General features: G+C 71.8%; 20 protein-coding genes. 10 read left to right on the top strand and 10 right to left on the bottom strand.

What is annotated here, in order from left to right:
• Window positions 1-8: 8 nt before the first annotated feature.
• The gene (locus Bequi_RS00440; RefSeq protein WP_249736026.1) at window positions 9-1,211 is read right to left on the bottom strand and encodes a hypothetical protein; all 1,203 of its coding nucleotides are present in this window, start codon (window positions 1,209-1,211) and stop codon (window positions 9-11) included.
• A gap of 228 nt (window positions 1,212-1,439) precedes the next feature.
• On the opposite strand from Bequi_RS00440, the gene Bequi_RS00435 reads away from it, so the two are divergent.
• The gene (locus Bequi_RS00435; RefSeq protein WP_249736025.1) at window positions 1,440-2,789 is read left to right on the top strand and encodes an MFS transporter; all 1,350 of its coding nucleotides are present in this window, start codon (window positions 1,440-1,442) and stop codon (window positions 2,787-2,789) included.
• Window positions 2,790-2,884: 95 nt separating this feature from the next.
• On the opposite strand, the gene Bequi_RS14140 is transcribed toward Bequi_RS00435, so the two are convergent.
• From Bequi_RS14140 to panD, 4 genes are all read right to left on the bottom strand, one after another.
• Window positions 2,885-3,292, bottom strand: a complete 408-nt coding sequence (locus Bequi_RS14140; RefSeq protein WP_283774553.1) for a DUF4190 domain-containing protein — start codon at window positions 3,290-3,292, stop codon at window positions 2,885-2,887.
• A 123-nt stretch (window positions 3,293-3,415) separates the two neighbouring features.
• Complete coding sequence (gene leuS, locus Bequi_RS00425; RefSeq protein WP_249736023.1) at window positions 3,416-6,328, bottom strand: leucine--tRNA ligase; 2,913 nt, start codon at window positions 6,326-6,328, stop codon at window positions 3,416-3,418.
• Between the two features lie 194 nt (window positions 6,329-6,522).
• The gene (locus Bequi_RS14315; RefSeq protein WP_249736022.1) at window positions 6,523-7,446 is read right to left on the bottom strand and encodes an AEC family transporter; all 924 of its coding nucleotides are present in this window, start codon (window positions 7,444-7,446) and stop codon (window positions 6,523-6,525) included.
• A gap of 18 nt (window positions 7,447-7,464) precedes the next feature.
• A complete protein-coding gene (gene panD / locus Bequi_RS00415) occupies window positions 7,465-7,872 on the bottom strand; it encodes an aspartate 1-decarboxylase (protein WP_249736021.1) in 408 nt (135 codons plus the stop codon).
• Window positions 7,873-7,940: 68 nt separating this feature from the next.
• Between panD and Bequi_RS00410 the strand changes: the two genes are divergently transcribed.
• From Bequi_RS00410 to acs, 5 genes are all read left to right on the top strand, one after another.
• Entirely contained in the window at window positions 7,941-9,566 is a 1,626-nt protein-coding gene (locus Bequi_RS00410; protein ID WP_249736020.1) for a DEAD/DEAH box helicase, read from the top strand.
• Window positions 9,563-10,957 (top strand): L-serine ammonia-lyase, encoded by a 1,395-nt coding sequence (locus Bequi_RS00405; RefSeq protein WP_347271950.1) that lies wholly within the window; start codon window positions 9,563-9,565, stop codon window positions 10,955-10,957. Before Bequi_RS00410 ends, Bequi_RS00405 begins: the two co-directional genes overlap by 4 nt.
• A gap of 157 nt (window positions 10,958-11,114) precedes the next feature.
• Window positions 11,115-12,035 (top strand): hypothetical protein, encoded by a 921-nt coding sequence (locus tag Bequi_RS00400; protein WP_249736019.1) that lies wholly within the window; start codon window positions 11,115-11,117, stop codon window positions 12,033-12,035.
• Between the two features lie 7 nt (window positions 12,036-12,042).
• Complete coding sequence (locus Bequi_RS00395; protein ID WP_249736018.1) at window positions 12,043-12,999, top strand: hypothetical protein; 957 nt, start codon at window positions 12,043-12,045, stop codon at window positions 12,997-12,999.
• 163 nt (window positions 13,000-13,162) lie between these two features.
• Complete coding sequence (acs, locus tag Bequi_RS00390) at window positions 13,163-15,202, top strand: acetate--CoA ligase (RefSeq protein WP_249736017.1); 2,040 nt, start codon at window positions 13,163-13,165, stop codon at window positions 15,200-15,202.
• Window positions 15,203-15,205: 3 nt separating this feature from the next.
• Here acs and Bequi_RS00385 read toward each other — a convergent pair whose 3' ends face one another.
• The 3 genes from Bequi_RS00385 to Bequi_RS00375 are packed head-to-tail and all read right to left on the bottom strand — an operon-like array spanning window position 15,206 to window position 18,078.
• Window positions 15,206-16,075: a DUF4097 family beta strand repeat-containing protein gene (locus tag Bequi_RS00385; protein ID WP_249736016.1), complete on the bottom strand. Its 870-nt coding sequence runs from the start codon at window positions 16,073-16,075 to the stop codon at window positions 15,206-15,208.
• A complete protein-coding gene (locus Bequi_RS00380; RefSeq protein WP_249736015.1) occupies window positions 16,075-16,728 on the bottom strand; it encodes a response regulator transcription factor in 654 nt (217 codons plus the stop codon). The genes Bequi_RS00385 and Bequi_RS00380 overlap by 1 nt, the downstream gene beginning before the upstream one ends.
• Window positions 16,729-16,731: 3 nt before the next feature.
• The gene (locus Bequi_RS00375; RefSeq protein WP_249736014.1) at window positions 16,732-18,078 is read right to left on the bottom strand and encodes a sensor histidine kinase; all 1,347 of its coding nucleotides are present in this window, start codon (window positions 18,076-18,078) and stop codon (window positions 16,732-16,734) included.
• 115 nt (window positions 18,079-18,193) lie between these two features.
• Here Bequi_RS00375 and Bequi_RS00370 point away from each other — a divergent pair, with 115 nt between their 5' ends.
• The 4 genes from Bequi_RS00370 to rlmB all read left to right on the top strand — a co-directional run bounded on the left by Bequi_RS00370 (window position 18,194) and on the right by rlmB (window position 22,576).
• Window positions 18,194-19,387, top strand: coding sequence for a LacI family DNA-binding transcriptional regulator (locus Bequi_RS00370; RefSeq protein WP_249736013.1), 1,194 nt, complete (start codon window positions 18,194-18,196; stop codon window positions 19,385-19,387).
• Between the two features lie 59 nt (window positions 19,388-19,446).
• A complete protein-coding gene (locus Bequi_RS00365) occupies window positions 19,447-20,052 on the top strand; it encodes a phage holin family protein (RefSeq protein ID WP_249736012.1) in 606 nt (201 codons plus the stop codon).
• Window positions 20,053-20,141: 89 nt separating this feature from the next.
• Window positions 20,142-21,584, top strand: coding sequence for a cysteine--tRNA ligase (cysS, locus tag Bequi_RS00360; RefSeq protein ID WP_249736011.1), 1,443 nt, complete (start codon window positions 20,142-20,144; stop codon window positions 21,582-21,584).
• Window positions 21,584-22,576, top strand: a complete 993-nt coding sequence (rlmB, locus tag Bequi_RS00355) for a 23S rRNA (guanosine(2251)-2'-O)-methyltransferase RlmB (RefSeq protein ID WP_249736010.1) — start codon at window positions 21,584-21,586, stop codon at window positions 22,574-22,576. Before cysS ends, rlmB begins: the two co-directional genes overlap by 1 nt.
• Before the next feature lie 110 nt (window positions 22,577-22,686).
• Here rlmB and Bequi_RS00350 read toward each other — a convergent pair whose 3' ends face one another.
• Both Bequi_RS00350 and Bequi_RS00345 read right to left on the bottom strand, forming a co-directional pair.
• Window positions 22,687-23,928 (bottom strand): DUF4032 domain-containing protein, encoded by a 1,242-nt coding sequence (locus Bequi_RS00350; protein ID WP_249736009.1) that lies wholly within the window; start codon window positions 23,926-23,928, stop codon window positions 22,687-22,689.
• 185 nt (window positions 23,929-24,113) lie between these two features.
• A complete protein-coding gene (locus Bequi_RS00345; protein WP_249736008.1) occupies window positions 24,114-25,193 on the bottom strand; it encodes an ABC transporter ATP-binding protein in 1,080 nt (359 codons plus the stop codon).
• Between the last annotated feature and the right edge of the window lie 42 nt (window positions 25,194-25,235).

Here is a 25,235-nt window from a genome sequence, read left to right as displayed (position 1 = left end):
CAGTCGGCTCACCCGCGCGGCGCGTCCCATGGCATGGGCACATGCTCGCGGCGCACCTCCAGGAGGCCCTCCGCGTCGGTGACGGCGCGGTGGGCCTCCTCCCATGTCTCGGTCGCGCGATCGAGCTCCTCCGACGAGCGGTTTAGAGCATCGGTCACCTCCGAGGGGGCGAAGGGTCGCACGGCATCCGCCGCCCCCTCGGAGACCCGTGCGAGGGAGTCGGTGAGCGCTGGGGCAGCGGTGGCCGTGAGCCCACGGACGACGGCAGCGGAGTCCCGGGCTGCGCCGTCCTCGAGCGCACGGATCCCGGCGGCGCCATCGCCCGCGACAGCCGCGTCGAGGAGGTCCTCGGCGGTCGTCAGGCGGCTCGCGATCAGCGCGTCGGTCTGTTCCAGGACCGTGGCGCCCACCGAGTGCGTCCCGAAGGCGAAACCCCCGGCCCCGTGCAGCATGCGGGCCGTCCCGGCGAGCGGCGCTGCCGCATCGCCGAGGCCCCGCTCCTGCGCCCAGCCCTCCGCGTCGTCGATCATCTCCCCGGAGCGCGCGTGCGCATCGACCCCATCCTGCAGCAGGGAGACGAGCGGCACGGGGGAGAGGGCCGCGTGGCGCAGGGTGCGTGCGGTCTCGAGATGCTCCGCGGGAGCATGCTCCGGTGCCGCGGCGCCCGGCTGCGGCCAGGGGAAGGGCGAGTGTGTGGGATCCGGGGAGATCATCGGGCCGAAGTAGGGCCGTGACGCCAGGTCCGGCGGGAGCGCCGGCAGGGGAGCAGGCAGGGGAAGCGGATGCACCGGAATCCCGATGTACGGGCTCTGCGGGCTCCCGAAGGGCGGAGGTTGGAGGCCCGGAGGGGCTGGGTGCTCCCCTCGGCCTGCCGTGCCGGTTCCTGACCAACCACTGCCTGGCCCACCGGTTCCTGGACCACCGGTGCCGCGGAACCACCCGGCGCCGTCCGCTGCGCTCGCCTCATCCTGCTGCGCCGCCTGACGGCGCAGCTCCTGCGCCCTCGCACGGCACTGCTCGGCGCACTGGCCGCTGCGCTGGGCGACCTCGCCGAGGCGCGAGCGGAAGTCGTCGGCATCCGGACCCTCCCACTCCACGCCTTTCGCGCGCTCCGCCGCCTCGCCGAGCGCGTCCGCCTGCGCGGCGTCAGCGAGAAGCTGCGCGGCGAAGGACTCCAGCTGGTCCGTGTCTGCTCCCATGAACATCGTCATGCGCGCCACGCTAGACGGGACCGAGGCAGGGGTCATGGGGAGGACTCGTGGTGTGGAGAACGCCCTCGAGCGCAGCGGCGATCCGCCGCTCTCCTCAGCGGGCGGAGCGCTCGCCGAGGCCGCAGGGAGGGAGAAAACGGTAGAAAAAGGACGCCAGCCTGCGGGAATGCCTCTCGACAACTGCGGGCAGATCCCCCAGCGGAGACTCAGAATCCGTACGATCGAGCAATGAGCACCTCCCTCACCCCCGACCCCGCGCTCCCGTCGGCCTCGGCGCCATCCCCTGCGCCCGCACGCCAGTCCCGAGCGAAGACCATCCTCGGCACCGGCATCGGCAACGGCCTCGAGTGGTTCGACTGGAACATCTACGCGAGCTTCGCGGTGTACTTCTCCGCCCTCGCCTTCAACCCGGAGGATCACACCTCCGACTTCCTCAAGACCATGGCGATCTTCGCCGTGGGCTTCGTGGCGCGTCCCTTCGGCGGCGTCGTCTTCGGCTGGATCGGCGATCGCGTGGGGCGCAAGCACGCTCTCTCGCTCGCCGTCATCTGCGCGTCCGTCGGCTCCCTGCTGATCGCCGTCCTGCCCACCTACGAGCAGGTGGGCGTGCTCTCCTCGGTGATCCTGCTGGTCGCCCGCCTGATCCAGGGCCTCGCCCACGGCGGCGAGGTCGGCAGCGCCCAGACCTACATCGCCGAGCACGCGCCGCGCGAGCGGCGCGGCCTGTGGGCCAGCTCGATCTACGTGTTCGGCACCTCGGGCCTGATGATGGGTCTCCTGCTCGGACTGGTCCTCCAGAGCGTCCTCACCGCGGAGCAGATGGCGACGTGGGGCTGGCGCATCCCCTTCGCGATCGGCGCGGTGCTGGGCCTCGCGGCCCTGTGGATCCGCCGCTCGATGGACGAGTCCGAGGTGTTCCACGAGGAGAAGGCGCGACAGGAGGAGCAGGGCGAGAAGGTGCGGGTGTTCACGCAGCTCGCGCGCAACTGGAAGACCTCCCTGCAGGTCATCTTCATGACCGCCGGTCTCACCATCGCCTACTACATCTGGTCGGTCTCGATGGCCTCGCTCGCCAAGCAGGAGCTCGGCTACACGGCGCAGGAGTCCTTCGGCGCCTCGCTGATCGGCAACGTCGTCTTCATCATGGCGCTCCCGCTGTGGGGCGCGCTCTCGGACCGCATCGGCCGCAAGACCTGCGCGATCGCCGGTCTCGCGGGCACCGCGATCCTCTACATCCCGCTCGTGCTCCTGGTGCAGGGCGAGTTCTGGCAACTCGTGCTCGCGATCTGCGTGCAGCTCGTGCTGCTCGCCGGATTCCTCGGTCACGCCCCGGCGATGTATTCGGAGATGTTCTCCACCGCCAACCGCGCGAGCGGCTTCGGCATCCCGTATGCGATCGCCATCGCCGCCTTCGGCGGCACCGCTCCGCTGATCAACACGGCGATCGGCAACCAGCTGACCTTCGGCATCTACGCGGTGATCATGCTGGTGGTCTCGATCATCACGCTCGCCACGCTGCCCGAGACCAAGGGCATCTCCCTGCGCGATGAGCCTGCAGAGGCCCCGCGCACCGTCTGACGGGCCCGCCCCCGGCAGCGAGACCGCCTTTCTGCGCCAGATCCTGGCACTGAAGGGCGGTCTTTCTGCTCTCCGATCTCGCTGCGTCTGAGGCTTCAGCTGCCGGACATGCCGATCAGGATCAGCAGCACGAAGTATCCGGCGAAGGCGAGAATCTCGAGCAGGTTGATCACCCCGCACACCCAGCCGATCGCCAGACCCCAGGTGGCCATCGCTCTGGCCCTGGACGGCGTCTTCGGACTGTCGCGACGTGCCCAATGCCCGAACCAGACGGCGATCGCAGCCATCGGCAGGCCGATGACGGGGAAGACGAGGAACGGGAAGGAGACGATGCCGAGCACCAGGGCAGCGATAGCGAGCCCCTCCGTCTGGGCGCCGGCATGCTGCTCGGGGGCCGACGGGCTATCTGATCCGAGGCGCAGATCGCTCGGCCGATGCTGAGCGCCGGACTGGGACGGGTCGAGGACAGGCAAGGCAGAGGAGGACGTCTGATCGGGCTGCATCGCGACCCTTCCGAGGAGCGGCCCGCGCTGTGCGCGGGGGCCTGTTGCCCCGAAGCGTAGGGCCCCGGAGGAATCCTCCGGGGCCCGCTGTGGACAACCCTCCGCTGGGGAGGAATCGCCGACTCAGACGACGATGTTCACCAGCTTCGGCGCGCGCACGATGACCTTGCGGACGTCCTGCCCGGCGATGAGCTCCTGCACGCGGGCCTCGCCCATCACGAGCGCCTCGAGGTCGGCCTCGGAGATCTCCGGATCGACCTCGAGCCGGTGGCGTACCTTGCCCTTGATCTGGACGACGCACGTGACCGAGTCGGCCTTCAGCATCTCCGGATCCACGGCCGGGAACGGCGCCCGGGTCACGGTGCTCTCATGGCCGAGCCGCGCCCAGAGCTCCTCCGCGATGTGCGGGGCCAGCGGCGCCACCATCACCACGAGCGGTTCGATGACCTCGCGCGGGGAGGTCCCGGACTTCGTGAGGTGGTTGACCAGCTCGATGAGCTTCGCGATCGCCGTGTTGAACTGCATCTGCTCCATATCTCGGCCGACGCCGTCGATCGCGCGGTGCAGCGCCTTCTTCGACTCGAGCGCGGCCGGCTCGTCGCTCACGATGACCTCGCCGGTCTCCTCGTCCACGACCAGCCGCCACAGGCGCTGGAGGAAGCGCTGGGAGCCGACCACGGCGCGCGTCTCCCAGGGGCGGGAGAGGTCCAGCGGGCCCATCGACATCTCGTACACGCGGAAGGTGTCCGCGCCGTACTCGTCGTACATGTCGTCGGGCGTCACCATGTTCTTCAGCGACTTGCCCATCTTCCCGTACTCCTGGAATGCGGGTTCGCCGTTGTACGTGAAGGAGCCGTCCGCCTCCTCGACGACCTCCGCGGCGGGCACGTACATCCCGCGCGCATCTGTGTACGCATAGGCCTGCACGTAGCCCTGGTTGAACAGGCGGTGGAACGGCTCCTGGCTCGTGACGTCGCCGCGGTCGAACAGCACCTTGTGCCAGAACCGCGCGTACAGCAGATGCAGGACGGCATGCTCGACGCCGCCGACGTACAGGTCCACGCCGCCCACATCGCCCTCGCCGCGCGGGCCCAGCCAGTACTCCTCGTTCTCGGGCGCCACGAGCTGCTGATCGTCGCTGGGGTCGATGTAGCGCAACTGGTACCAGGAGGACCCGGCCCACTGGGGCATCACGTTGGTGTCGCGGCGGTACTGGCGCGGCCCGTCGCCCAGGTCCAGGGTGAGGGTCGTCCAGTCGGTCGCGCGCGAGAGCGGGGTCTGCGGCTCGGTCTCGGCGTCCATCGGATCGAAGGTCTTCGGGGAGAAGTCCGTGACCTCGGGCAGGTCCACCGGCAGCATCGATTCGGGCAGTGCGATCGGGGTCTCCGGATCGTCCAGCGCGTAGACGATCGGGAAGGGCTCGCCCCAGTAGCGCTGGCGCGAGAACAGCCAGTCGCGCAGGCGGTAGGTGGTGCGGGCGCGGCCGAATCCCTGCTCCTCGGCGTACCGGACGGCGGCGGCCTTGGCCTCCTCCTTGGCCATCCCGTTGAGGTCCAGGCCCGGGCCGGCGGAGTTGATCTTCTCGCCCTCGCCCGTGTAGGCGCCGCGCTCGAAGCCGTCCGGCACCTGGACGGTGCGGATCACGGGGAGGTCGTAGCGCTCGGCGAAGGCGAAATCGCGCTCATCCTCGGCGGGCACGGCCATGATCGCGCCCGTGCCGTAGCCGGTGAGCACGTAGTCCGCGGTGAACACCGGCAGGCGGCGGCCGTCCATCGGGTTCACGGCGTACAGGCCCGTGAACACGCCCGTCTTCTCGCGCCCCTCGGCGGTGCGCTCGGCCGGATCGGCGGCCGCGGCGCGCTCCTGGTAGGCGGCGACGGCCTCGCGGGGGGTTGCCGCGCCGTCCTTCCACGCGGCGGGCGCCTCGAGCGGCCAGGCGGCAGGCAGGGCCTGGGGATCCGCGAGCAGCTCGTGCTCGGGGGCGAGCACGCAGAACGTCGCGCCGAACAGGGTGTCGGCGCGCGTGGTGAACACGTCGAAGGAGGCGCCGGCGAGATCCTCGAGGGTGAAGGTGATCTGCGCGCCGCGCGAGCGGCCGATCCAGTTGCGCTGCATCGAGCGCACCGACTCGGGCCAGTCGACCCGGTCCAGGTCCTCCAGCAGGCGGTCCGCATAGGCGGTGATGCGCATGTTCCACTGGCGCAGGGTGCGCTTGAACACGGGGAAGTTGCCGACGTCCGAGCGGCCCTCGGGCGTGACCTCCTCATTGGCGAGCACCGTGCCGAGGCCCGGGCACCAGTTCACGGGGGTCTCGGAGATGTAGGCGAGGCGGAAGGACTCCGCCAGGCGCTCGAGCTCCGCGTCGCTCGCCGAGGCGACGTCGGCCGCTGTGCGGCCCGCCCACTCCTCCGGCAGGGTGATGCCCTGGCGATCGGCGAGGGCGAAGGGATCGACCTCTCCCGCGCGCAGGGCACCGGGCAGCTCCGAGATCGGGCGGGCGCGACCGGTGGCGCCGTCGGCGTTCGCGGCCGAGGGGTCGTACCAGGAGTCGAAGATCCGCAGGAAGATCCACTGCGTCCACTTCACGAACGCGGGATCCGTGGTGGCGAGCGAGCGGCGGGGATCGTGGGACAGGCCCATCCGGCGCAGCTGGCGGCGCATGTTCGCGACATTGGCCTCCGTGGTCACGCGCGGGTGGGTGCCGGTCTGGACCGCGAACTGCTCGGCGGGCAGGCCGAACGCGTCGTAGCCCATCGTGTACAGCACGTTCTTCCCGCGGGTGCGGTGGAAGCGCGCGACGACGTCGGTGGCGATGTAGCCGAGCGGGTGGCCGACGTGCAGCCCCTTCCCCGAGGGGTAGGGAAACATGTCCATGATGTACATCTTCTCGCCGAGCTCGGAGGCGGGGGTGCCGTCGCTGAGGGGGCCGACGGGGTTCACGGCGTGGAACGTGCCGTCGTCCTCCCAGCGCTGCTGCCAGCGCTTCTCGATCTCATCGGCCATCGCGGCCGTGTAGCGGAAGGGTGCCTCGCTCATGGTGGGTGATTCCTTGCTCGGTGCGTGGTCCGGGCGCCCGGTGGGCGGCGACCGGTGGGGCGCATGCCCCCTGACATGAGAAAACCCCCGCACAGGCGAGGGGGCCGCATCGACGCCGCCCGATCCTCGGGGGCTCATCTCGATGCGGCTACGGAAGCAGGAGGCGAGCAGCCATGGGTCCAGTATAGCCCTGGTCAGCCCAGCAGGGCCGAGGCCAGCAGCAGCGTCCCGACAGTGCCCACGGTCGTCACCAGCACGGTATCGCGGGCGAGGTTCTCGCCGACCTTGTAGCGCGAGGCCGCGACGAACACGTTCTGCGCCGTGGGCAGCGCCGCCATCACCACCACGGCGAAGAGGTCATGGCCTCGCAGGCCGAGCGCCGCGCCGATCCCGAGGGCCACGAGCGGCATCACCACGAGCTTCGCGCTCGCGGCGACCGCGATGAGGCCGCGGTTGCCGTCGGCCTTCGCGAAGGGCGCCGAGCCGATCAGCGAGATGCCGTAGGCGAGCAGCATCGCGGGGATCGCCATGTCGGCGATCGACTGGAACGGCTGCAGGATGACTGACGGCACGGTCGCTCCGGTCAGCACGATCGCGATGCCGGCAGCGGCGGCGATGATCGTCGGGTTCGCGCCGACGTTCTTCAGGATGCCGACGAGGCTCGGGCGCATCTGCGTGGTGACCGCGTGCAGCACGAACAGGTACAGCGGCGTGTAGACGGCCTGCTGGAAGAGGATCACGGGGAGCGCGTGCGAGGTGTCCCCGAGCACGTACAGGGCGATCGGGAAGCCCATGTTCGCGCCGTTGACCACGGAGCCGCTGATCGCCGCCACCACCAGGCGCGCTCCGCGCTCGGCCGTCAGCAGCCGCAGCGCGAGCAGGAGGAGTGCCCCCACGCTGAGCCCCGAGAGCCCCGCGACCAGCATCGGGACGGAGAGCACCTGGGCGAGATCGCTGTCCAGCAGCGAGACCAGCACGAGAGCGGGGGAGGCGAGGAGGAAGGTGACGCGGTTCAGGACGAAGCGCGCATCGGGGCCGAGCACGCCGGTGCGGCCGATCGCCCAGCCGATGCCGATGAGCACCCAGACGATGAAGAATCCCGAGAGGACCCCGGCCACGGCTGCGCGCTCCCGCGATCAGCGCCCGGGGCGCTGATCGGGCATGCCGGGCACGGGCTCGGCAGGATCGTTCCCGAGCTTCACGATGCGGTTGTGCTCATCCACGTGCACCACGCGAGGCTGGTGGGCGGCCATCTCGGCGGCATCCATCAGCCCGTAGGCGATGATGATCACGAGGTCCCCGGGCTGCACCAGGTGCGCGGCGGCGCCGTTGATCCCGATGATCCCGCTGCCCGCCTCCCCGGTGATGGCATATGTCTCCAGCCGCGCACCGTTGGTGACATCCACGATGCTCACCTGCTCGTTCTCCACGATCCCGGCCGCCTCCATCAGGGCGGCGTCGAGCGTCACGGAGCCGACGTAGTGCAGGTCGGCCTGGGTCACCGTCGCGCGGTGGATCTTCGAGGTCATCAGAGTGCGCATCATCGCCTTCCATTCTCCCACGTGCAGCCATGCGGGATGATGGGAAGGCCCGTATCGCAAGGAGGATCACCATGCCCAAGGCCCGTCGCCGCAGCACGCATTCCAGTTCCCGTTTCGAGGACATGGCTCTGCCCTCCGAGCTCCTGCGGGTTCTCGCCGAGCAGGGCTTCGAGCGCGCCTTCGAGATCCAGGAGGCGATCCTGCCCGATGCGCTCGCCGGGCGCGACGTGCTCGCGCGCGCCGAGACGGGATCCGGCAAGACCCTCGCCTTCGCGCTCGCGATGACCGCCCGCTTCCGCGGCCGCAAGGTGCACCGCATGCGCCCCCTCGGCGTGGTGCTCGTGCCCACGCGCGAGCTCGCGGCGCAGGTGGTCGACACCATCCACCCCTTCGCCCGCGCCGTCGGCGTGCGCGCGCAGCTGGTGGCGGGCGGCATGAACATCGAGAAGCAGGCGGAGGCGCTGAACAAGGGCGTCGAGATCATCGTCGCCACCCCCGGTCGCCTGCTCGACCTCGCCTCCCGCGAGGCGCTGTTCCTGGACTTCGTCGAGTCGACCGTGATCGACGAGGCCGACCACATGGCCGACCTCGGCTTCCTCCCGCAGGTCGAGCAGATCCTCGCCGCCACCCCGATGGGCACGCAGAAGATGCTGTTCTCGGCGACGCTCGACGGGCAGGTGGAGGAGATCACCGATCGCTTCCTGGTGGATCCGATCGAGCACGAGACGACCCCGGTCACCGCGGCCGTCGCGACGATGGACCACCACGTGCTCGCCATCAACCCCAAGCAGAAGCGCCAGATCACCGCGCAGCTCGCCGCGCGCGAGGGTCGCACCCTGATCTTCACCCGCACGCAGCTCGGCGCCGAGCGCGTCGCCCAGGAGCTGGTGGAGGTGGGAGTGCCCGCCGCGGCGCTGCACGGCAACAAGCAGCAGGGCCTGCGCACCAACGTGCTCGCCGGCTTCCGCGCGGGCGCCTATCCGGTGCTCGTCGCGACCGACGTCGCCGCCCGCGGCCTCCACATCGACGACATCACGATGGTCATCCACGCCGACCCCTCGGACGACGTCAAGGAGTACGTGCACCGCTCGGGCCGCACCGCCCGCGCGGGCGCCGCAGGCGTCGTCGTCACTCTCGCCCTGCCGCATCAGGTCAAGAGCACCCGCTCGGTCCTCGAGGGCGCTGCGGTGCAGGCGCAGTGGGAGGAGGTCGAGCATGCGGGCGAGGAGGTCCTCGCGCGCCTCGGCGGGCGCCGTCCGGCGGGCGAGATGGCGGAGGACCCTGCGAAGACGAAGTACAAGGGGGCCCCGCGTAAGCTCCGGCTGAAGGGAGCGCACGGAGCGAACGAGAGCCGCGCGCTGGAGCGACGCCTCAACGAGGAGCGCCGCGCCGCCTGGGACGAGGAGACCTCGTCCCGCGAAGGCGGCCGGGGCCGTTCGCAGGGCGGCCGCTCCGCTGAGGGCCGCACCGGCTCTCAGCGCTCCGCCCAGGGTCGACCTGCCCGTGTCGGCTCCGGCGCGGGGAAGACCGAGGAGGGCCAGGGGCGCGGGAGGCAGTCGCGCGGAGCAGGACAGGGACGGTCCGCAGGCCAGGGCCGTTCGCAGAGCAGTCGCGGAGAGGACCAGGGGAGGGCCCGACAGGGTCGGCCCTCGGTCTCGGGCCGCGGCATGAGCAGTGCTAGGAGACGTTCTCGGTGAGCATCAGCCTCTTCGACATGTTCAAGATCGGCATCGGGCCCTCGAGCTCCCACACGGTGGGTCCGATGCGCGCCGCGGCGACGTTCGCGCGCGAGATCCTGGACGATCCCCAGATCGGGCCCCGTGTGGCCGATGTCGAAGTGCACCTCTACGGGTCCCTCGCCGCGACCGGGCAGGGCCACGGCACCCTGAATGCGATCGTCATGGGCCTCGAAGGGGCCGACCCCGAGTACGTCGATCCCGTGCGCGGCCGCGAGCGGGTCGCCGAGATCGCCGAGCACGGCGGGCTCCTCCTCGACGGGCGCCTTCCGGTCTCGCTGCGACCGGCCTCGATCGTGCTGCACCCCCTGACGTTCCTGCCGCAGCACTCCAACGGCATGACCTTCATCGCCCTGGACTCCGAGGGCGGCCAGATCCTCACGCGCCCCATGTTCTCCGTCGGCGGCGGCTTCGTGGTCGACGCGGAGGACATGGAGCAGTCGATCGCCGAGGTGACCGCCGAGGAGGACGGCCGCGCGATCTTCACCGCCGGCGCCGAGCTGCTGCGCGTGTGCGAGGAGCGCGGGATCTCGATCTCCGACGCGATGCTCCAGCGCGAGCTGCAGTGGCGCAGCGAGGAGGAGGTGCGCGCCGGGGCCCTGCGCCTGTGGGGCGTGATGAGCGACTGCATCGAGCGCGGCATGCGCACTCCGGGTATCCTTCCCGGCGGCCTCGACGTCAAGCGGCGGGCCGCGACCTGGTACGAGGCGCTCAGCGTCGAGGATCCGCAGCACAGTGCGCTCAGCGCGCTCGAGTGGGTCTCGCTCGCGGCGCTCGCCGTCAACGAGGAGAACGCCGCCGGCGGGCGCGTGGTCACCGCCCCGACCAACGGCGCCGCCGGCATCATCCCGGCCGTGCTCTACTACGCCACGCACTATCTGGAGGGCGTCGATCCCGAGGACGTCGTGGTGCGGTTCCTGCTGACCGCCGGTGCGATCGGCTCCCTCTACAAGGAGCACGCCTCGATCTCGGGCGCCGAGGTCGGCTGCCAGGGCGAGGTGGGCTCGGCCTGCTCGATGGCCGCCGCAGGGCTCGCCGAGGTCATGGGCGCGAAGCCCGCCCAGGTGGAGAACGCCGCCGAGATCGCGATGGAGCACAACCTGGGCCTGACCTGCGATCCCGTCGGCGGGCTGGTGCAGGTGCCCTGCATCGAGCGCAACGCGATGGCCGCTGTGAAGGCGATCACCGCCGCCCGCTTCGCCCTGCGCGGCACAGGCGAGCACTTCGTCTCCCTCGACACCGTGATCGAGACCATGCGCCAGACCGGCAAGGACATGTCCGAGCGCTACAAGGAGACCGCCATGGGCGGCCTCGCGATCACGGCAGTCCCGGTGTCGCTGCCCGAGTGCTGACCCCCGCCCGGGGCCGAGCGGCCCCGTGGGCGCTCTCCCCCCGGCGGGCCTGATGCCTCCGGGCGCGGGCGGGAAAACGGGCCATTGCGATATTCGGTACTGTGAACGTGCTGGTGGCGCGCCCTGCGCCCCGCTCGAGCGCAGGTCGGAGGTGGACGTGGGAGCTGCGACGGCGCCTTCTCTGCCCGAGGGCGATTTCGCGACCCGTCTCTCCGCGGCGCTCGAGTCGAGGGGTCTCGGGCTCGCCCGGGTGAGCAGCCGACTGCGGCTCGCGGGCGCTCCCTGCGCGGCCTCGACTCTCTCGAACTGGCGCAGCGGGCACACCCGGCCGCGCCGCCCCGAGGGGGTGCGCGTGGTGCTCGCGCTGGAGACGATCCTCGAGACGCCGCCCGGTTACCTCGTGGAGGTCCTGCTGCAGGCGGGATCCCGCAGGCGCCCCTCGACCCTCCCCTCCGACATCGAGGGTGAGATCCTCCGCGCTCGCGCCGAGATGGGGCTCACCGCCCCTGACGCGCTGCAGCGCCTGCTCATGCATGAGGTGGCGCGCATCGACGCGCAGGGACGCTACGTCGGCTCACGGGTGCGGAGCGTGGTGCGGGGAACCCGCTCGGCGGTCGAGCGCGTGGGCGTCACGCTCTGGGGCGGACAGCCGTGCGCCGAGCAGTCGCAGACCACGCGGTCGATCCGCCCCCTGTGGGGAGCGCAGCTCGGACGCAGCCGGCTGTGGGCCGATCACGGGGTGCGACTGGTGGAGCTCGTGCTCGAGGCGCCGATCGAGCCCGAGCGGCTGGCCGTGATCGAGTACGAGGTCCTGCCCGACGGCGGCCCGTGGGCGCGCGCGTCGGGCCAGGGCAGCCATGAGTACGGCTCGAGCCAGCCGGTCGAGGCGCTCGTGCTGGAGATGCGCTTCGACCCCGCGCATCGCCCGGCTCGTCTGACCTGTCGCACGGACCGTATGGGGGAGCCGCAGCTCACACCGGAGAAGGAGCTCGCGATCGGGGCCGACGGCAGCGCTGTCTGCGTGCTGCATCGCGTGAACGGCGGCGGCATCCGTGCGGCCTGGGACTGGGAGGGGTGAGCATCGCATGAGCCCGAGCACCGATCCGAGCACGGAACCGAGCACAGACCCGAGCGCCGACGCTCCCGCGGAGCCGGGACCGCAGAGCCGCTTCGCCACCGTCCTGCGCCGCAGCATCGCGCGCAGCGGTCTCACGATCGAGGAGACCGCAGCCCGCGCTTCGCACAGCGGAGCCCGCGTCTCCGCAGCCACCCTGAGCTACTGGACCCGCGGCCGCTCCCTGCCGCGCAGGCGCTCCTCGCTGCCCGTCGTGATCGCCCTGGAGAGCGTGCTGGGACTCGAGGACGGCACGCTCGCGGACCACGTGGAGATCGGGGCGGACGCCTGGCGCTACCGCAGCTCGAACGAGGTCAGCGCCGTGGTCGCGGACAATGTCGAGATCACGAGCCTGCGCGAGGAGTGGGGCCTGCGGTGGGACGACGGGCTGCGCCGGGAGAGCGTCGTCTCCACGCTGCTCCTGGACCCGCAGGAGGGTCCGGCGCGCATCGCCTACGAGGCCGTGGTGACGGCCACCCGCGACGGGGCCGACGGGGTGCTGCTGATCTTCGACGCTCCCCACGCGCGCATCGACGCGCTGAGCCCCGGTCGCGGCGCGCGCATCGCGCGCCAGTGCGAGCTCCCCTCGGGGCGGATCGCCTTCGAGCTCCTGCTCGAGCGGCCACTGCGCGCAGGGGAGGCGGCCGTCGTGGACGTCGCCCTTCCGCTGCGCACCGCGCCCGAGGAGATCCGCTCCTTCAGCGCCTGGTCGATCCGCCCGGCGGGCGCGATCATCGCCCAGGTCGAGCTCCCCCGCGGGGAGGGGAAGGTGCGGGTGCGCAAGGAGCTCACCGGCCTCTACCGCACCGGCCAGGCCTTCGCGCTCGACGCGGAGACCGTCGAGGAGAGCCCGCGCAGGCTCCAGGGCATCATCGCCGAGGTCACGGCAGGTCGCTGCTCCCTGAGCTGGGAGCCGCTGGCGGACTGAGCGGGCAGCCGCTCGAGGAGGTCCGACGCGAAGGCCGCCCCTCGGCCCCTGCAGGGTGACCCAGGTCTCGTGCGATACGGTGGCTGGCGAACCGCTCGCCCCGGCGGTCGCGCACGCCGGCAGCGCCGCTCGGCTCCCGGGGTCCCCGATCCCAGGAGCAGACATGACCGCATCAGCGACCCCCTCGGAGCAGGACCGCACCGCGCAGCCCGGCGCAGCGCAGGGCGCCTGCTCGCAGGCTCCCGCCGCCTCGGCCGACGCCCCGGCCGCCCGCACCTTCCCGCCGAGCCCCGAGTTCGCCCGCGCGGCGCGCGCAGACGCCTCCCTCTACGAGGCCGCGGCGGAGGACCGGCTCGGATTCTGGGCCGAGCAGGCCCGGGCGCTGAGCTGGGACCGCGAGCCCGAGCAGACTCTCGACTGGAGCGAGGCGCCGCGCGCCCGGTGGTTCGCCGACGGCACTCTCAACGTCGCCTTCAACTGCGTGGATCGGCACGTCGAGGCGGGCCACGGGGCGCAGACCGCGCTGCTGGCCGAGTACGAGGACGGCTCCGGCGCCTCCTTCACCTATGCGCAGGTGCAGGAGGAGATCAGCCGGATGGCGAACGTGCTCGAGGGCCTCGGGGTCGCGACCGGGGACCGGGTCGCGATCTACCTCCCGATGATCCCCGAGGCGGTCTTCGCGATGCTCGCCTGCGCCCGCATCGGCGCACCGCACTCGGTCGTGTTCGGCGGGTTCAGCGCCGATGCCCTGCGCTCGCGCATCGAGGATGCCGAGGCGAAGGTCGTCATCACCGCCGACGGCCAGTTCCGCCGCGGGAAGGCCATGGGGCTCAAGGGCGCCGTGGACGCGGCGCTCGCCGGCGGCGCTCCGAGCGTGACGCACGTGCTGGTCGTGCGCCGCACGGGCGGGGAGGTCGAGTGGACCGAGGGCCGCGACATCTGGTGGCACGAGGCGCGGGAGAGCGCATCGGCCGAGCATGCGCCCGTGATGGTCGAGGCGGAGCATCCCCTGTTCATCCTCTACACCTCCGGGACCACCGGGAAGCCCAAGGGCATCGTCCACACCTCCGGCGGCTACCTCACGCAGGCGGCATTCACCCACCGCACGGTGTTCGACGTACGCCCCGACAGCGACGTCTACTGGTGCACGGCCGACGTGGGCTGGGTGACCGGCCACTCCTACGTCGTCTACGGCCCGATGGCCAACCGCACCACCCAGGTGATCTACGAGGGCACCCCTGACACCCCCCACCAGGGCCGGTGGTGGGAGATCGTGCAGAAGCACGGCGTCACGATCTTCTACTCCTCGCCCACGGCGATCCGCACGGCCATGAAGTGGGGCGAGGAGATCCCCGGGCGCTTCGACCTGTCCTCGCTGCGCCTGCTGGGCAGCGTCGGCGAGTCCATCAACCCCGAGGCGTGGCTCTGGTACCACCGGGTCATCGGCGGCGGCCGCTGCCCGATCGTCGACACCTGGTGGCAGACGGAGACGGGCGCCATCATGATCTCCCCGCTCCCGGGCGTCACTGCCCTGAAGCCCGGCTCCGCGCAGGTGCCCTTGCCGGGAATCAGCGCCGACGTCGTGAACGACGCCGGGGAGCCGGTGGCCGACGGGCAGAGCGGCTACCTCGTGCTCTCCGAGCCGTGGCCTTCGATGCTGCGGGGGATCTGGGGCGATGACCAGCGCTTCCGCGACACCTACTGGTCGCGCTTCCCGGGCCGCTACTTCGCCGGCGACGGGGCGAAGAAGGACGAGGACGGCGACATCTGGCTGCTGGGCCGCGTGGACGACGTCATGAACGTCTCCGGCCACCGCCTCTCGACCACCGAGATCGAGTCGGCGCTCGTCTCCCACGAGTGGGTCGCCGAGGCCGCGGTCGTCGGCGCGGACGATGAGACGACCGGTCAGGCCGTCGTCGCCTTCGTGATCCTGCGCTCCGGGGCGGCCGATGCCGTCGAGGAGGCCGGGGGCGAGGAGTCGGCGGCTCAGACCCTGCGCGCGCACGTCGGGCGGGAGATCGGCCCGATCGCGAAGCCGCGGAAGGTCCTGCTGGTCAGCGAGCTGCCGAAGACCCGCTCGGGGAAGATCATGCGGCGTCTTCTGCGGGACGTGGCGGAGAACCGCGAGGTCGGGGACACCCAGACCCTCGCGGACTCCTCGGTGATGGATCTGATCCAGAAGGGGCTCACGGGCCGCGGCTGAGGCTCAGCCGAGCTGCACCCGCACGTCCCCGACCTCGGTGCGCGCCTCGATGGGGTAGGCGTGGCCGGCGTCGAGGCCGGGGTCCACGTGCACCTCGCCCACTTCGGTGCCGGCCTCGGCCCGCCAGGGCTCGCCGGCCGGGACGGTGACCGTGACGTCGCCAGTGTTCGAGATCGCGCTGAGGGGGCGGCCGGGCCCGTTCGCAGCGGTGAGGGACACGTCTCCGATGTCGGTCTGCAGGACCACGGGCTCGTGCTGCGGATCCGCCCCGCCGATGTCGCGCGCGGTGACGTCGCCGACCTCCGTGACGAGCTCGAGGCCCTTCCAGGCGCCGCTCGCCTCGATGCTCCCGACCTCGCCCTCCACTCGCAGCCTCATGGACGCCGCGGCAGGTGCCGGGACCAGGATCAGCAGGTCGCGGGGGCCGTCGCCGAGCGCCCAGGACGACGGTCCGGAGATCGTGGGCTGCACGACGTCGACGGTGATGCCCTCGCGCGCCGCGCCCCGGCCGCCGTTCGCGGCGCCCTCGGACTGCGTCCAGCGCGCACGCAGCGTGTCCCCCGGGCCGGGCAGATCGTCCGAGCCCTCCTCGACGAGAGCGAGCGTCACCTCGGAGACCCCCTCGCTCACCATGACCCGCACGTCCGCGGCGTGCGAGCGGACGGTGAGCGCGGACGGCGTGCCGACGGCGTGGACCGCAGAGACATCTTCGAAGGATCCGCGGGAGAGGGCTGCTCCCACGGAGCCGGCGGCGAGCGCGGCGAGGACGGCCAGCACGCTCAGCGCGGCGACGCAGATCAGGGCGATCCGCCAGAGTCGGTCGGAGGCGGGTGAGCGGTGCTCGCGGACAGCGGGGTGCACAGGGGCGGGCATCAGTTCTCCTCGGATTCGAGATAGCGCAGGACGGCGAGGACCCGGCGGTTCTCGCCGTCGACGGGGGACAGGCCGAGCTTGAGGAACAGCGAGGAGATGTGCTTCTCGACGCTCCCCGCGGAGATGAACAGCTCGGCGGCGATGGCGGCGTTCGAGCGCCCCTCCGCCATGAGCTGCAGCACCTCGCGCTCCCTCCCGGTGAGGGCGGCGAGCGCGGAGCGCCGGCGCGAGCGCACGAGGATCTGCTGGATCACCTCGGCGTCGAGCGCGGTGCCGCCCGCCCCGACGCTCTCCACGACCCGCAGGAACTCCTCGACGTCGGCGACGCGGTCCTTGAGGACGTAGCCGAGGGCGCCGCGGGAGTCGGCGATCAGCTCGCTGGCGTACCGCTCCTCGACGTACTGGGAGAGCACGAGCAGGGCGACCTCGGGGTTCTGCGCACGGATGAGGCTCGCGGCGCGGATGCCCTCGTCGGTGAAGGTCGGCGGCATCCGCACGTCGATCAGGGCGAGGTCGGGGCGCAGCCGGCCCACCGCCTCGAGCAGGGCGGTGGCGTCGGGCAGGGCTGCGAGGACCTCGTGGCCGCTCTCGCTCAGCAGCCTCTCCAGTCCGGCGCGCAGGAGGACGGAGTCCTCGGCGATCACGATGCGCATGGCTCAGCGCTCCTTCGGGGTGGGGATCGGGGCAGGGGTCGGGATGGGCAGGGAGGCGGTGAGGACGGTGGGCCCGCCGGCGGGGCTGGACACCTCGAGGTGCCCGCCGGCCGCGCGCACCCGGTCGGTGAGCCCGGCGAGACCCGTGGAGATGCCGTCGTGGTGCACGGCGGCGCCGCCGCGGCCGTCGTCCTCGATGCGCACGTGCAGTACGCGCTCGGGCCGGGCCAGCACGGCATCCACCCGCGCCCTGGAGGCGCCCGCGTGCTTGGCGATGTTGGTGAGCGCCTCGGAGACCACGAAGTAGGCGACAGCCTCCTGCTCGCGGCCCAGCCGCTCGGGGACCGCCACATGCAGATCCACGGGAACGGGGGAGCGCGCCGCGAGGGCGGACAGCGCCGGATCCAGACCGCGATCGGTGAGGACGGCGGGATGGATCCCGCGGGCGAGCTCGCGCAGGTCGGTGATGACGGCCTTCGCCTCGGCGTGGGCCTCGTCGATGAGCGCGCCCGCGCGGTCGGGATCGGACTGCAGGCGGCTCCTGGCGAGGCCGAGGGTCATGGCGAGCGCCACGAGGCGGGGCTGCACGCCGTCGTGCAGGTCGCGCTCGATGCGCAGCCGCTCCTGCTCCGCGGCGTCGACTGCTCCCTGCCTGCGCTGCGAGAGCTCCGCGACCTCGCTGCGCAGGGAGTCGTCGGTGCTGGGGAGCATCACCCGCGCGAGGCCGCGCTCCGCGAGCGCGCCGCCGGCGATCGCGGGCAGAGCCACGAGCAGCAGGAGCACCGCGGCAAGCAGCTGCAGGCCGCGACCTGCGTGCACGGGACCGAGGTCCAGGGGCGCGCCGATGATCGCGAGCTCTCCGGCCGTCCACGCGGCCCAGAGGGCGATCAGCGCCACCAGAGCCGGGATCGCGGAGAGCGCCATCGTGAGGTGGTGGTGGAGAACCGAGCGCCAGAACTGCCAGGAGATGGAGTCCAGCGCCAGGGTGTGCAGCCAGCCGCCCGCTCCTGGGCGGTCCGAGACGCGGTGTGCGGGGCGCACCACGTCCACCCCGTGCACGGCGCGGGCGCGCCGACGCTCGAAAGCCGCGGCCCAGCGCATCGCGATCACCCAGGGCACCAGCAGGAGCAGGCCGCTCAGGGCGGCGGGCAGCGCGGAGAACCCGGTCACGAGCATCGACACGCTCACCACGAGCCAGGTGCACGACAGCAGAGCCGAGACCAGCAGGCTCGCGGCCTCTGCGAGCAGGTGCGGGCGCAGCTCGGGGCGCGGCGCCCGCGCGGATGCCGGGGCTGATCCGGGCGCTGGAGCCGGCGCGGGGACGGTGGCGGGGGCGAGAGCAGTGGACATGCTGCAAACGTAGAGGTCCGCGGGACTGCCGCGCGCCCCGGACTCCCGGAGATCCTCACGGGGGAAAACCCCCGGCGCGGCGCGCACCGGCGGCGGGATGCGGTTCAATGGAGGCATGAGCAACGACGCAAGCGGCATGATGGGTTCCGGTCGGATCGATGCGCACTCCGACGCCGAAGAAGGCCGGACGGAGCACACCGACCAGGTCATCGACCAGGTCGAGCGCGTCGAGGAGTCGATCGCGAAGGACGGCGGCCCCACGCGCGGCACGCTGCGCGATGTCGCCGACAGCCTCGGCATCTCCTCGGCGGTGGCGCTTCGCGCCCTGCGCGGCGAGAAGGAGATCCGTCCGCTCCTGCGCACCAGGGTGCAGGAGGCCGCCGAGCGGCTCGGCTTCCCCATGGAGGAGCTCGCCGCCGAGGCCGACCACAACGGCGTCATCGCCGTGCTCGTGAACACCATGCGCAACACCTGGATCTCCGACCTGGTGCGCGCGATCCGCATCGAGCTCGCGGCCACGGGGCGCTCCGTGGTCGTGGTGCCCACCCGTCGCCGCGTGCCCGAGTACCCCGTCGCCGCCGACACCGACGCGATCGAGTCGCTCGTGCGCCTCGGCGTGGACGGGTTCCTCATGGTCTCGGACCTCCAGGACCTGGAGAACGCGCTCGGCGCGACCGGGGATCGCCCCGTCGTCGGCATCGGGTGCTCGCGCGACCGCGCCGGCCGCTTCGACACGGTCCGCATCGATGACGAGGTCGGCCAGGGCCTCCTGGTGGACCACCTCGTGAGCCTCGGCCACTCCGATATCGCGCACGTCGGCGGCGTCGGCTCCGTCGTCGCCCGCGAGCGCGCGGACGCCTTCCGCCACGCGATGGAGCGCCACGGCCTCAGCGCCTCCGCACGCGTGGAGCCGGGCGACTTCACCGAGCAGGTCGGCCAGACCGCCGGCTCGATGCTGCTGCGCGGCAGCCAGGTCCCCACCGCAGTGACCTGCGCCAACGACGTCACGGCGATCGGCGTCCTCGCCGCCGCGCGCTCCGCCGGATACGACGTCCCCAGTCAGCTCGCTGTCGCGGGCTACGGCAACACCTCGCTCGCCGCCTCCGGCACCGCCGAGCTCACCTCGATCGATCCGAACTCCGATCGCCTCGGCGCGATCGCCGCGCAGTTCGTGGTGGAGCGCATCTCCGGGCACGACGTCCCCGTGCGCGACGTCGCGGTCGCCCCGACCCTGGTCGTGCGGCAGTCCTCCTCCGCGGGGCCGCGGGCCGAGGACCGCTTCAAGCGCAAGCGCATCTCCGTCGACTGAGGCGCGGGCGGCCTGCGGCCCGCGCGATCACCCCCATCCCCCTGCGATAGGCTCCGACCATGATCAACACGACCAACGATCCGACCACCCCGCCCACCCAGCGGTCGATCGGTGAGCTCGTCGCCTCCATCAAGGACGAGCTGCTCGGTGTCGTCCATCAGGAGATCGACATCGCCAAGAAGGAGATCACGGCTCTGGGCGTCAAGGCGGGCATCGTCGCCGCCTGCGCCGCGGTGCTGCTGTTCCTCCTGCTCTCCGCCTGGGTGATGCTCCTGTTCGCCGCCGCGTGGGGCCTCGTCGCGCTCGGCGTCCCGCACTGGGGAGCGTTCCTCATCATCGCGGGCGTCTTCATCCTGCTCGCAGCCGTCGCGGGCCTCGTCGCCTTCCTGGTGGCGCGGAAGCTGCGCGCCCCCGAGACGACGATCGAGACCGCCAAGGGCGCGGTCGACGCCGTCCAGGGCAAGCGCCGCTCGAACGCCGTCTCCTACGACGACACCTTCGACGAGCTCTACGGCAAGCAGGTCAGCGCCCGGGTCAGCGACTCCGGCGCCTACAGCTCCGCCTCCGCGATGGCCGTCCCCGCGACCGGCTCCCCGGTCCGCGCGGCCTCCTCCATCACCGATGTCGACTCCCCGCACCCCGGAGGGTCCTCCGCAGTGCGCTGACGCCCCCTGCACCCCTGCGACGGCCGCCCGAGCATCTGCTCGAGGCGGCCGTCGTCGTCCGCGGGCGCACGGGCACGTACCCTGGTGGGGTGAGCCTGCATCTCTATGACACCGCCGCGCGCACCCTCGCACCCTTCACTCCCGTGCAGGAGGGGGCCGCCTCGATCTACGCCTGCGGCCCGACGACCCAGGGCGCGCCCCATCTCGGTCACCTCCGCACCTTCCTCGCCGTCGACATCCTGGTGCGCTGGCTCACGCGCTCCGGCCTCGACGTCACCTATGTGCGCAACGTGACGGACATCGACGACAAGATCCTCGATCTCGCCGCGAAGAACGGCGCCCAGTGGTGGGCCTGGTCGTACCGGTTCGAGACCGAGTTCCACGAGATCCTCGCCGATGCGGGCTGCCTCGTGCCGAGCATCGAGCCCCGCGCCACCGGGCACGTCCCCGAGATGATCGCCCTCATGGAGCGGCTCATCGAGCGCGGTCACGCTTATGCCGACGGCCGCGGGAGCGTCTACTTCGCCGTGCAGAGCCTCCCGGAGTACGGTGCGCTGACGCGCCAGGCGCTCGAGGACATGCAGGACACCGGCGAGGAGCCGGAGCCCGGCAAGCGCGATCCGCGCGACTTCGCCCTGTGGAAGGCAGCGAAGCCCTCGGAGCCCCAGAGCGCCTCCTGGGACACGCCCTTCGGCCGCGGCCGGCCCGGGTGGCACCTCGAGTGCTCCGCCATGGCACATCGCTACCTCGGCGAGACCTTCGACATCCACGCCGGCGGCCTCGACCTGCGCTTCCCCCACCACGAGAACGAGCAGGCGCAGTCCCGCGCGGCGGGCTACGGCTTCGCGCGCAGCTGGATGCACGTGGGCATGGTGACGGTGGACGGCCTGAAGATGGGCAAGAGCCTGCACAACTTCGTCACGGCCGACGACGTGCTGAGCGCTCATCCCGCCCCGGCGGTGCGCCTCGCGCTCCTGGGCGCCCATTACCGCGCCTCCATCGAGTACAACGCCGCGATCATGCGCGAGGCCGAGGTGGTGTGGGAGCGCTTCACCGCCACCGTGCAGCGCGCCGGTGCGGTCATCGGCGAGGAGGCCCTGCTGGCGCAGGATCTGCGCACGGCCGCCCTCCCGACTGCTTTCGTCGAGGCGATGCACGACGATCTCGCGGTGCCGACGGCGATGGCCGCCGTGCATCGCGCGCAGGCCGATCTCAATACCGCGCTCGCGCGCAGCGACGCGGATCCGTCGGCGATCGCGGAATCGCTCGCGTCGCTGCGTGCGATGCTCGACGTGCTGGGCCTGGATCCGGTGTCGTGGACCGAGGGCGGCAGCGGCGCGAGCGGAGAGCACGAGGCGCTGGACGCTCTCGTGCGCAGTCAGCTGGAGGCCCGGGCGAGCGCCCGCGAGGACAAGGACTGGGCGCGCGCGGACGAGATCCGCGACGCCCTGGCCGCAGCAGGAATTCGGGTGGAGGACGGAACCGGCGGAGCCCGCTGGAGCCTCGCACCCCAGGACAAGGAGAACGACTGATGGCAGGCAACAGCTCGCGCCGCGGGAAGATGCGGCACGCGAAGAAGGGCCCGAGCGTCGGCTCGGGCGGAGTGCGCCGGCGCGCGCTCGAGGGCCGCGGGCCGACCCCCAAGGCCGAGGACCGCCCGAACCACAAGGCGTACAAGGGCGGCGGCACGACGGGCAAGAGCGGCAGCGGCCGCCCGACCTCGCCGAAGGCCGGCTCGCGCGGCTCGCGCGCAGGCGCCCGCACGAACCCGGGGGAGAACCAGGTCGCCGGGCGCAACGCCGTGCTCGAGGCGCTGCAGGAGCAGATCCCGGCGACGGGGCTGACTCTGATGCACCGCCTGGAGTTCGACGACCGCGTGCGCGAGATCCTGCGCCTGGCGACAGCCCAGGGCCTCCCGGTCGCCGAGGTCACCCGCACGGACCTGGATCGGATGACCGACCACGCCGTCCACCAGGGCGTCTCGCTCACGATCCCGCCGTACGAGTACGCCGAGCTCGACGACCTCCTGCAGATCGCCCAGGATGCCTTCGAGGCGCCCCTGCTGATCGCCCTGGACGGCATCACCGATCCCCGCAACCTCGGAGCCATCCTCCGCAGCGCGGGCGCGTTCGGCGCCCACGGCGTGATCCTGCCCGAGCGCCGCAGCGTCTCCATGACCGCGAGCGTGTGGAAGGTCGCGGCGGGCGCCGCCGCCCGAGTGCGCGTCGCCCAGGTGACCAACCTCAACCGCGCCCTGGCGGATCTGAAGAGCGAGGGCCTGTTCGCGCTCGGGCTCGATGCCGACGGCGACGTGACTACGCGCGAGATGTCGCTGGCCGCGGAGCCCGTGGTCCTCGTGATCGGCGCGGAGGGCAAGGGACTCTCGCGTCTCGCTCGGGAGACCTGCGACCAGGTGGTCTCGATCCCGATGGGGGCGCGCACGGAGTCGCTGAACGCCTCGGTCGCCGCGGCGATCGCGCTCTACGAGATCGCGGGCGCTCGCGATCGCGCCGGGCTCGCCTGACCGATCAGCCGCGCCGCAATCGGATCGCCCCGCCCCCGCTCAGTCGAGCAGGGGCGGGGCGATCTGCGCTGCGCGGGGCATCGGCGCGGTGCCGCCGCGAGCGGCCGGGCTCAGGAGCCGATGACGGGGATCGCGGAGGTCTCGGTGGTGACCAGCGACTTCTCATCCGGCCGGTGCGGCAGGATCTGCGCGATGTAGTCCTGCGCCGCCTCCCGCAGCGGGACGTCGCGCTGCTCCCGCTCGCTCATGAACCACTTGTGCTCGAGCACCTCGTGGAAGAACTCTGGCGACTGCAGCTTCGAGCGCATGCCGCGGGGGATGGACCGCACGACCGGCTCGTAGTGCTCCTGCAGCCACTCGTGCGCGACGAACTCCTCCTCCTCGGCCTGCTGGTCGGTGATCGCGCGGTACTGGTCCAGGTCGTTCAGGAGACGGCGCGCCTGGTTCTCCTGGGCGTCGATCCCGGCGAGCCGCATGAGGCGGCGGGAGTGATGCCCGGCGTCCACGACCTTCGGGCGGATCGAGACGGTCGTGCCGTCCAGGTCTGTGGTGAGCTCGAGCTCGCCGACGTCGAATCCGAGCTGGTTCAGCAGCTCGATGCGCGCGGAGACCTTCCAGCGCTCGTCGGAGGAGAAGCTCTCGCGCTCGGTCAGGGCGCTCCAGAGCTCCTCGTACCGCGCCAGGAGCTGGTCGCCGACCTCGATGGGGTCGGTGTCCTCGCTGAGCTGCTCCCCGGCCTGCAGGTCCATCAGCTCGCCGATGATGTTGGTGCGGGCGATGTCCAGGTCGTAGCTGCGCTGGCCGTCGGTCAGCGTCTCGTGCAGTGTGCCGGTCTCGACGTCCACCAGGTAGGCGGCGAAAGCACCGGCGTCGCGACGGAACAGGGTGTTCGAGAGCGAGACGTCGCCCCAGAAGAACCCCTCGAGGTGCAGGCGCACCAGCAGCACCGCGAGCGCGTCCAGGAGGCGGCGGGCGGTGTCCTCCTGCGAGATCTGCGAGAAGACCGCGCGGTAGGGCAGGGAGAACTGGAGATGGCGGGTGATGAGCATGGAGTCCAGCGGCTCGCCGTCGGCGCTCGAGCGGCCGGAGACGACTCCGTAGGGCTCGACCGCAGGGATCCCGATCCGTCCCAGGAGGCGCAGCATGTCGTACTCGCGCACCGCGAGGTGATGGTTGATCTCCTTGAGCGCGAGCACCTGCCCGCCCACGCGCACGAACCGCACCACGTGGCGGGAGATGCCGCGCGGGAGGGCGGCGAGGAGCTCCTCGGGCCACTGGGCCAGCGGCGTGCTCCACGGCAGATCCAGAAGAGCAGGATCTGGTCGCGATGCCGTGATCTCCAGGGGTGCCATGCCCACTATTCTGCCTGCTCCCGAGCCCTCGCGCGAGCGGGAGGCGGCGGAGCGAGCGGCCTTCGAGCCCGTCGGCGCGTCGGCCCGACGGGGCTGGGCGCAGGCGGCGTCCGCATGCGCCGACGGGCGCCCGGCCTGTGACCGGACGCCCGTCGGGCTCATGCAGCGCTGTGCGGCGCGCGGGCTCAGTCGCCCAGGCGCTGGCCGTTGGCCACGTCGAACAGGTGCAGGTGGTTCTCCTTGGGACGGAAGTGCACCGTCTCGCCCTTCATCGGGGGGCGGCGGCCGTCGACGCGGGCGATGATCGGCTTCGCCGTCTCGTCCGAGCCGGCGAGGCGGCCGTAGATGTAGGCGTCCGCGCCGAGCTCCTCGACCACGTCGACCTCGACCGCGAGGCCGTCCTGGCTGAGCTCGAGGTCCTCGGGGCGCACGCCCACGGTGACGGAGCGCTCAGCGGTGTCGGACAGGGTGGTGCGGTCCACGGGGATGGTGATCCCGCCGAACTGCACGCCCTGCTCCGAGAGGGGAGCCTCGATGAGGTTCATCGCGGGGGAGCCGATGAAGCCGGCCACGAACACGTTGTTCGGGTGGTCGTACATGCGGCGCGGGGAGTCGATCTGCTGGAGGACGCCGCCGTTGAGGACCGCGACGCGGTCGCCCATCGTCATGGCCTCGGTCTGATCGTGGGTCACGTAGACGGTCGTGACGCCCAGGCGGCGCTGCAGCGACGCGATCTGGGTGCGGGTCGACACGCGCAGCTTGGCGTCGAGGTTCGACAGCGGCTCGTCCATGAGGAACACCTGGGGGGAGCGCACGATGGCGCGGCCCATGGCGACGCGCTGGCGCTGGCCGCCCGAGAGGGCCTTGGGCTTGCGGTCGAGGTACTGCTCGAGGTCGAGGATCTTCGCAGCCTCCTCCACGCGCTTGCGGATCTCGGCCTTGGGGGTGCCGGCGATCTTCAGGGCGAAGCCCATGTTGTCCGCCACGGTCATGTGCGGGTACAGCGCGTAGTTCTGGAACACCATCGCGATGTCGCGATCCTTCGGCGGGACGTCGGTGACGTCGCGATCGCCGATGAGGATGCGGCCGCGGTTGATCTCCTCGAGGCCTGCGAGCATGCGCAGGGAGGTCGACTTGCCGCAGCCCGAGGGGCCGACGAGCACGAGGAACTCGCCGTCGGCGATCTCGATGTTCAGGTTGTCCACCGCGGGGCGCTCCTGGCCCGGGTAGATGCGACTCGCGTTGTCGAAAGTCACTGTTGCCATGGGGATTCTCCTTCACCGGCAGGTACGTGCCGGACGATCCGT

This window comes from Brachybacterium equifaecis (assembly GCF_023509525.1).
Classification (GTDB): Bacteria; Actinomycetota; Actinomycetes; order Actinomycetales; family Dermabacteraceae; genus Brachybacterium; species Brachybacterium equifaecis.
This window is presented reverse-complemented; position numbering and strand designations above follow the sequence as displayed.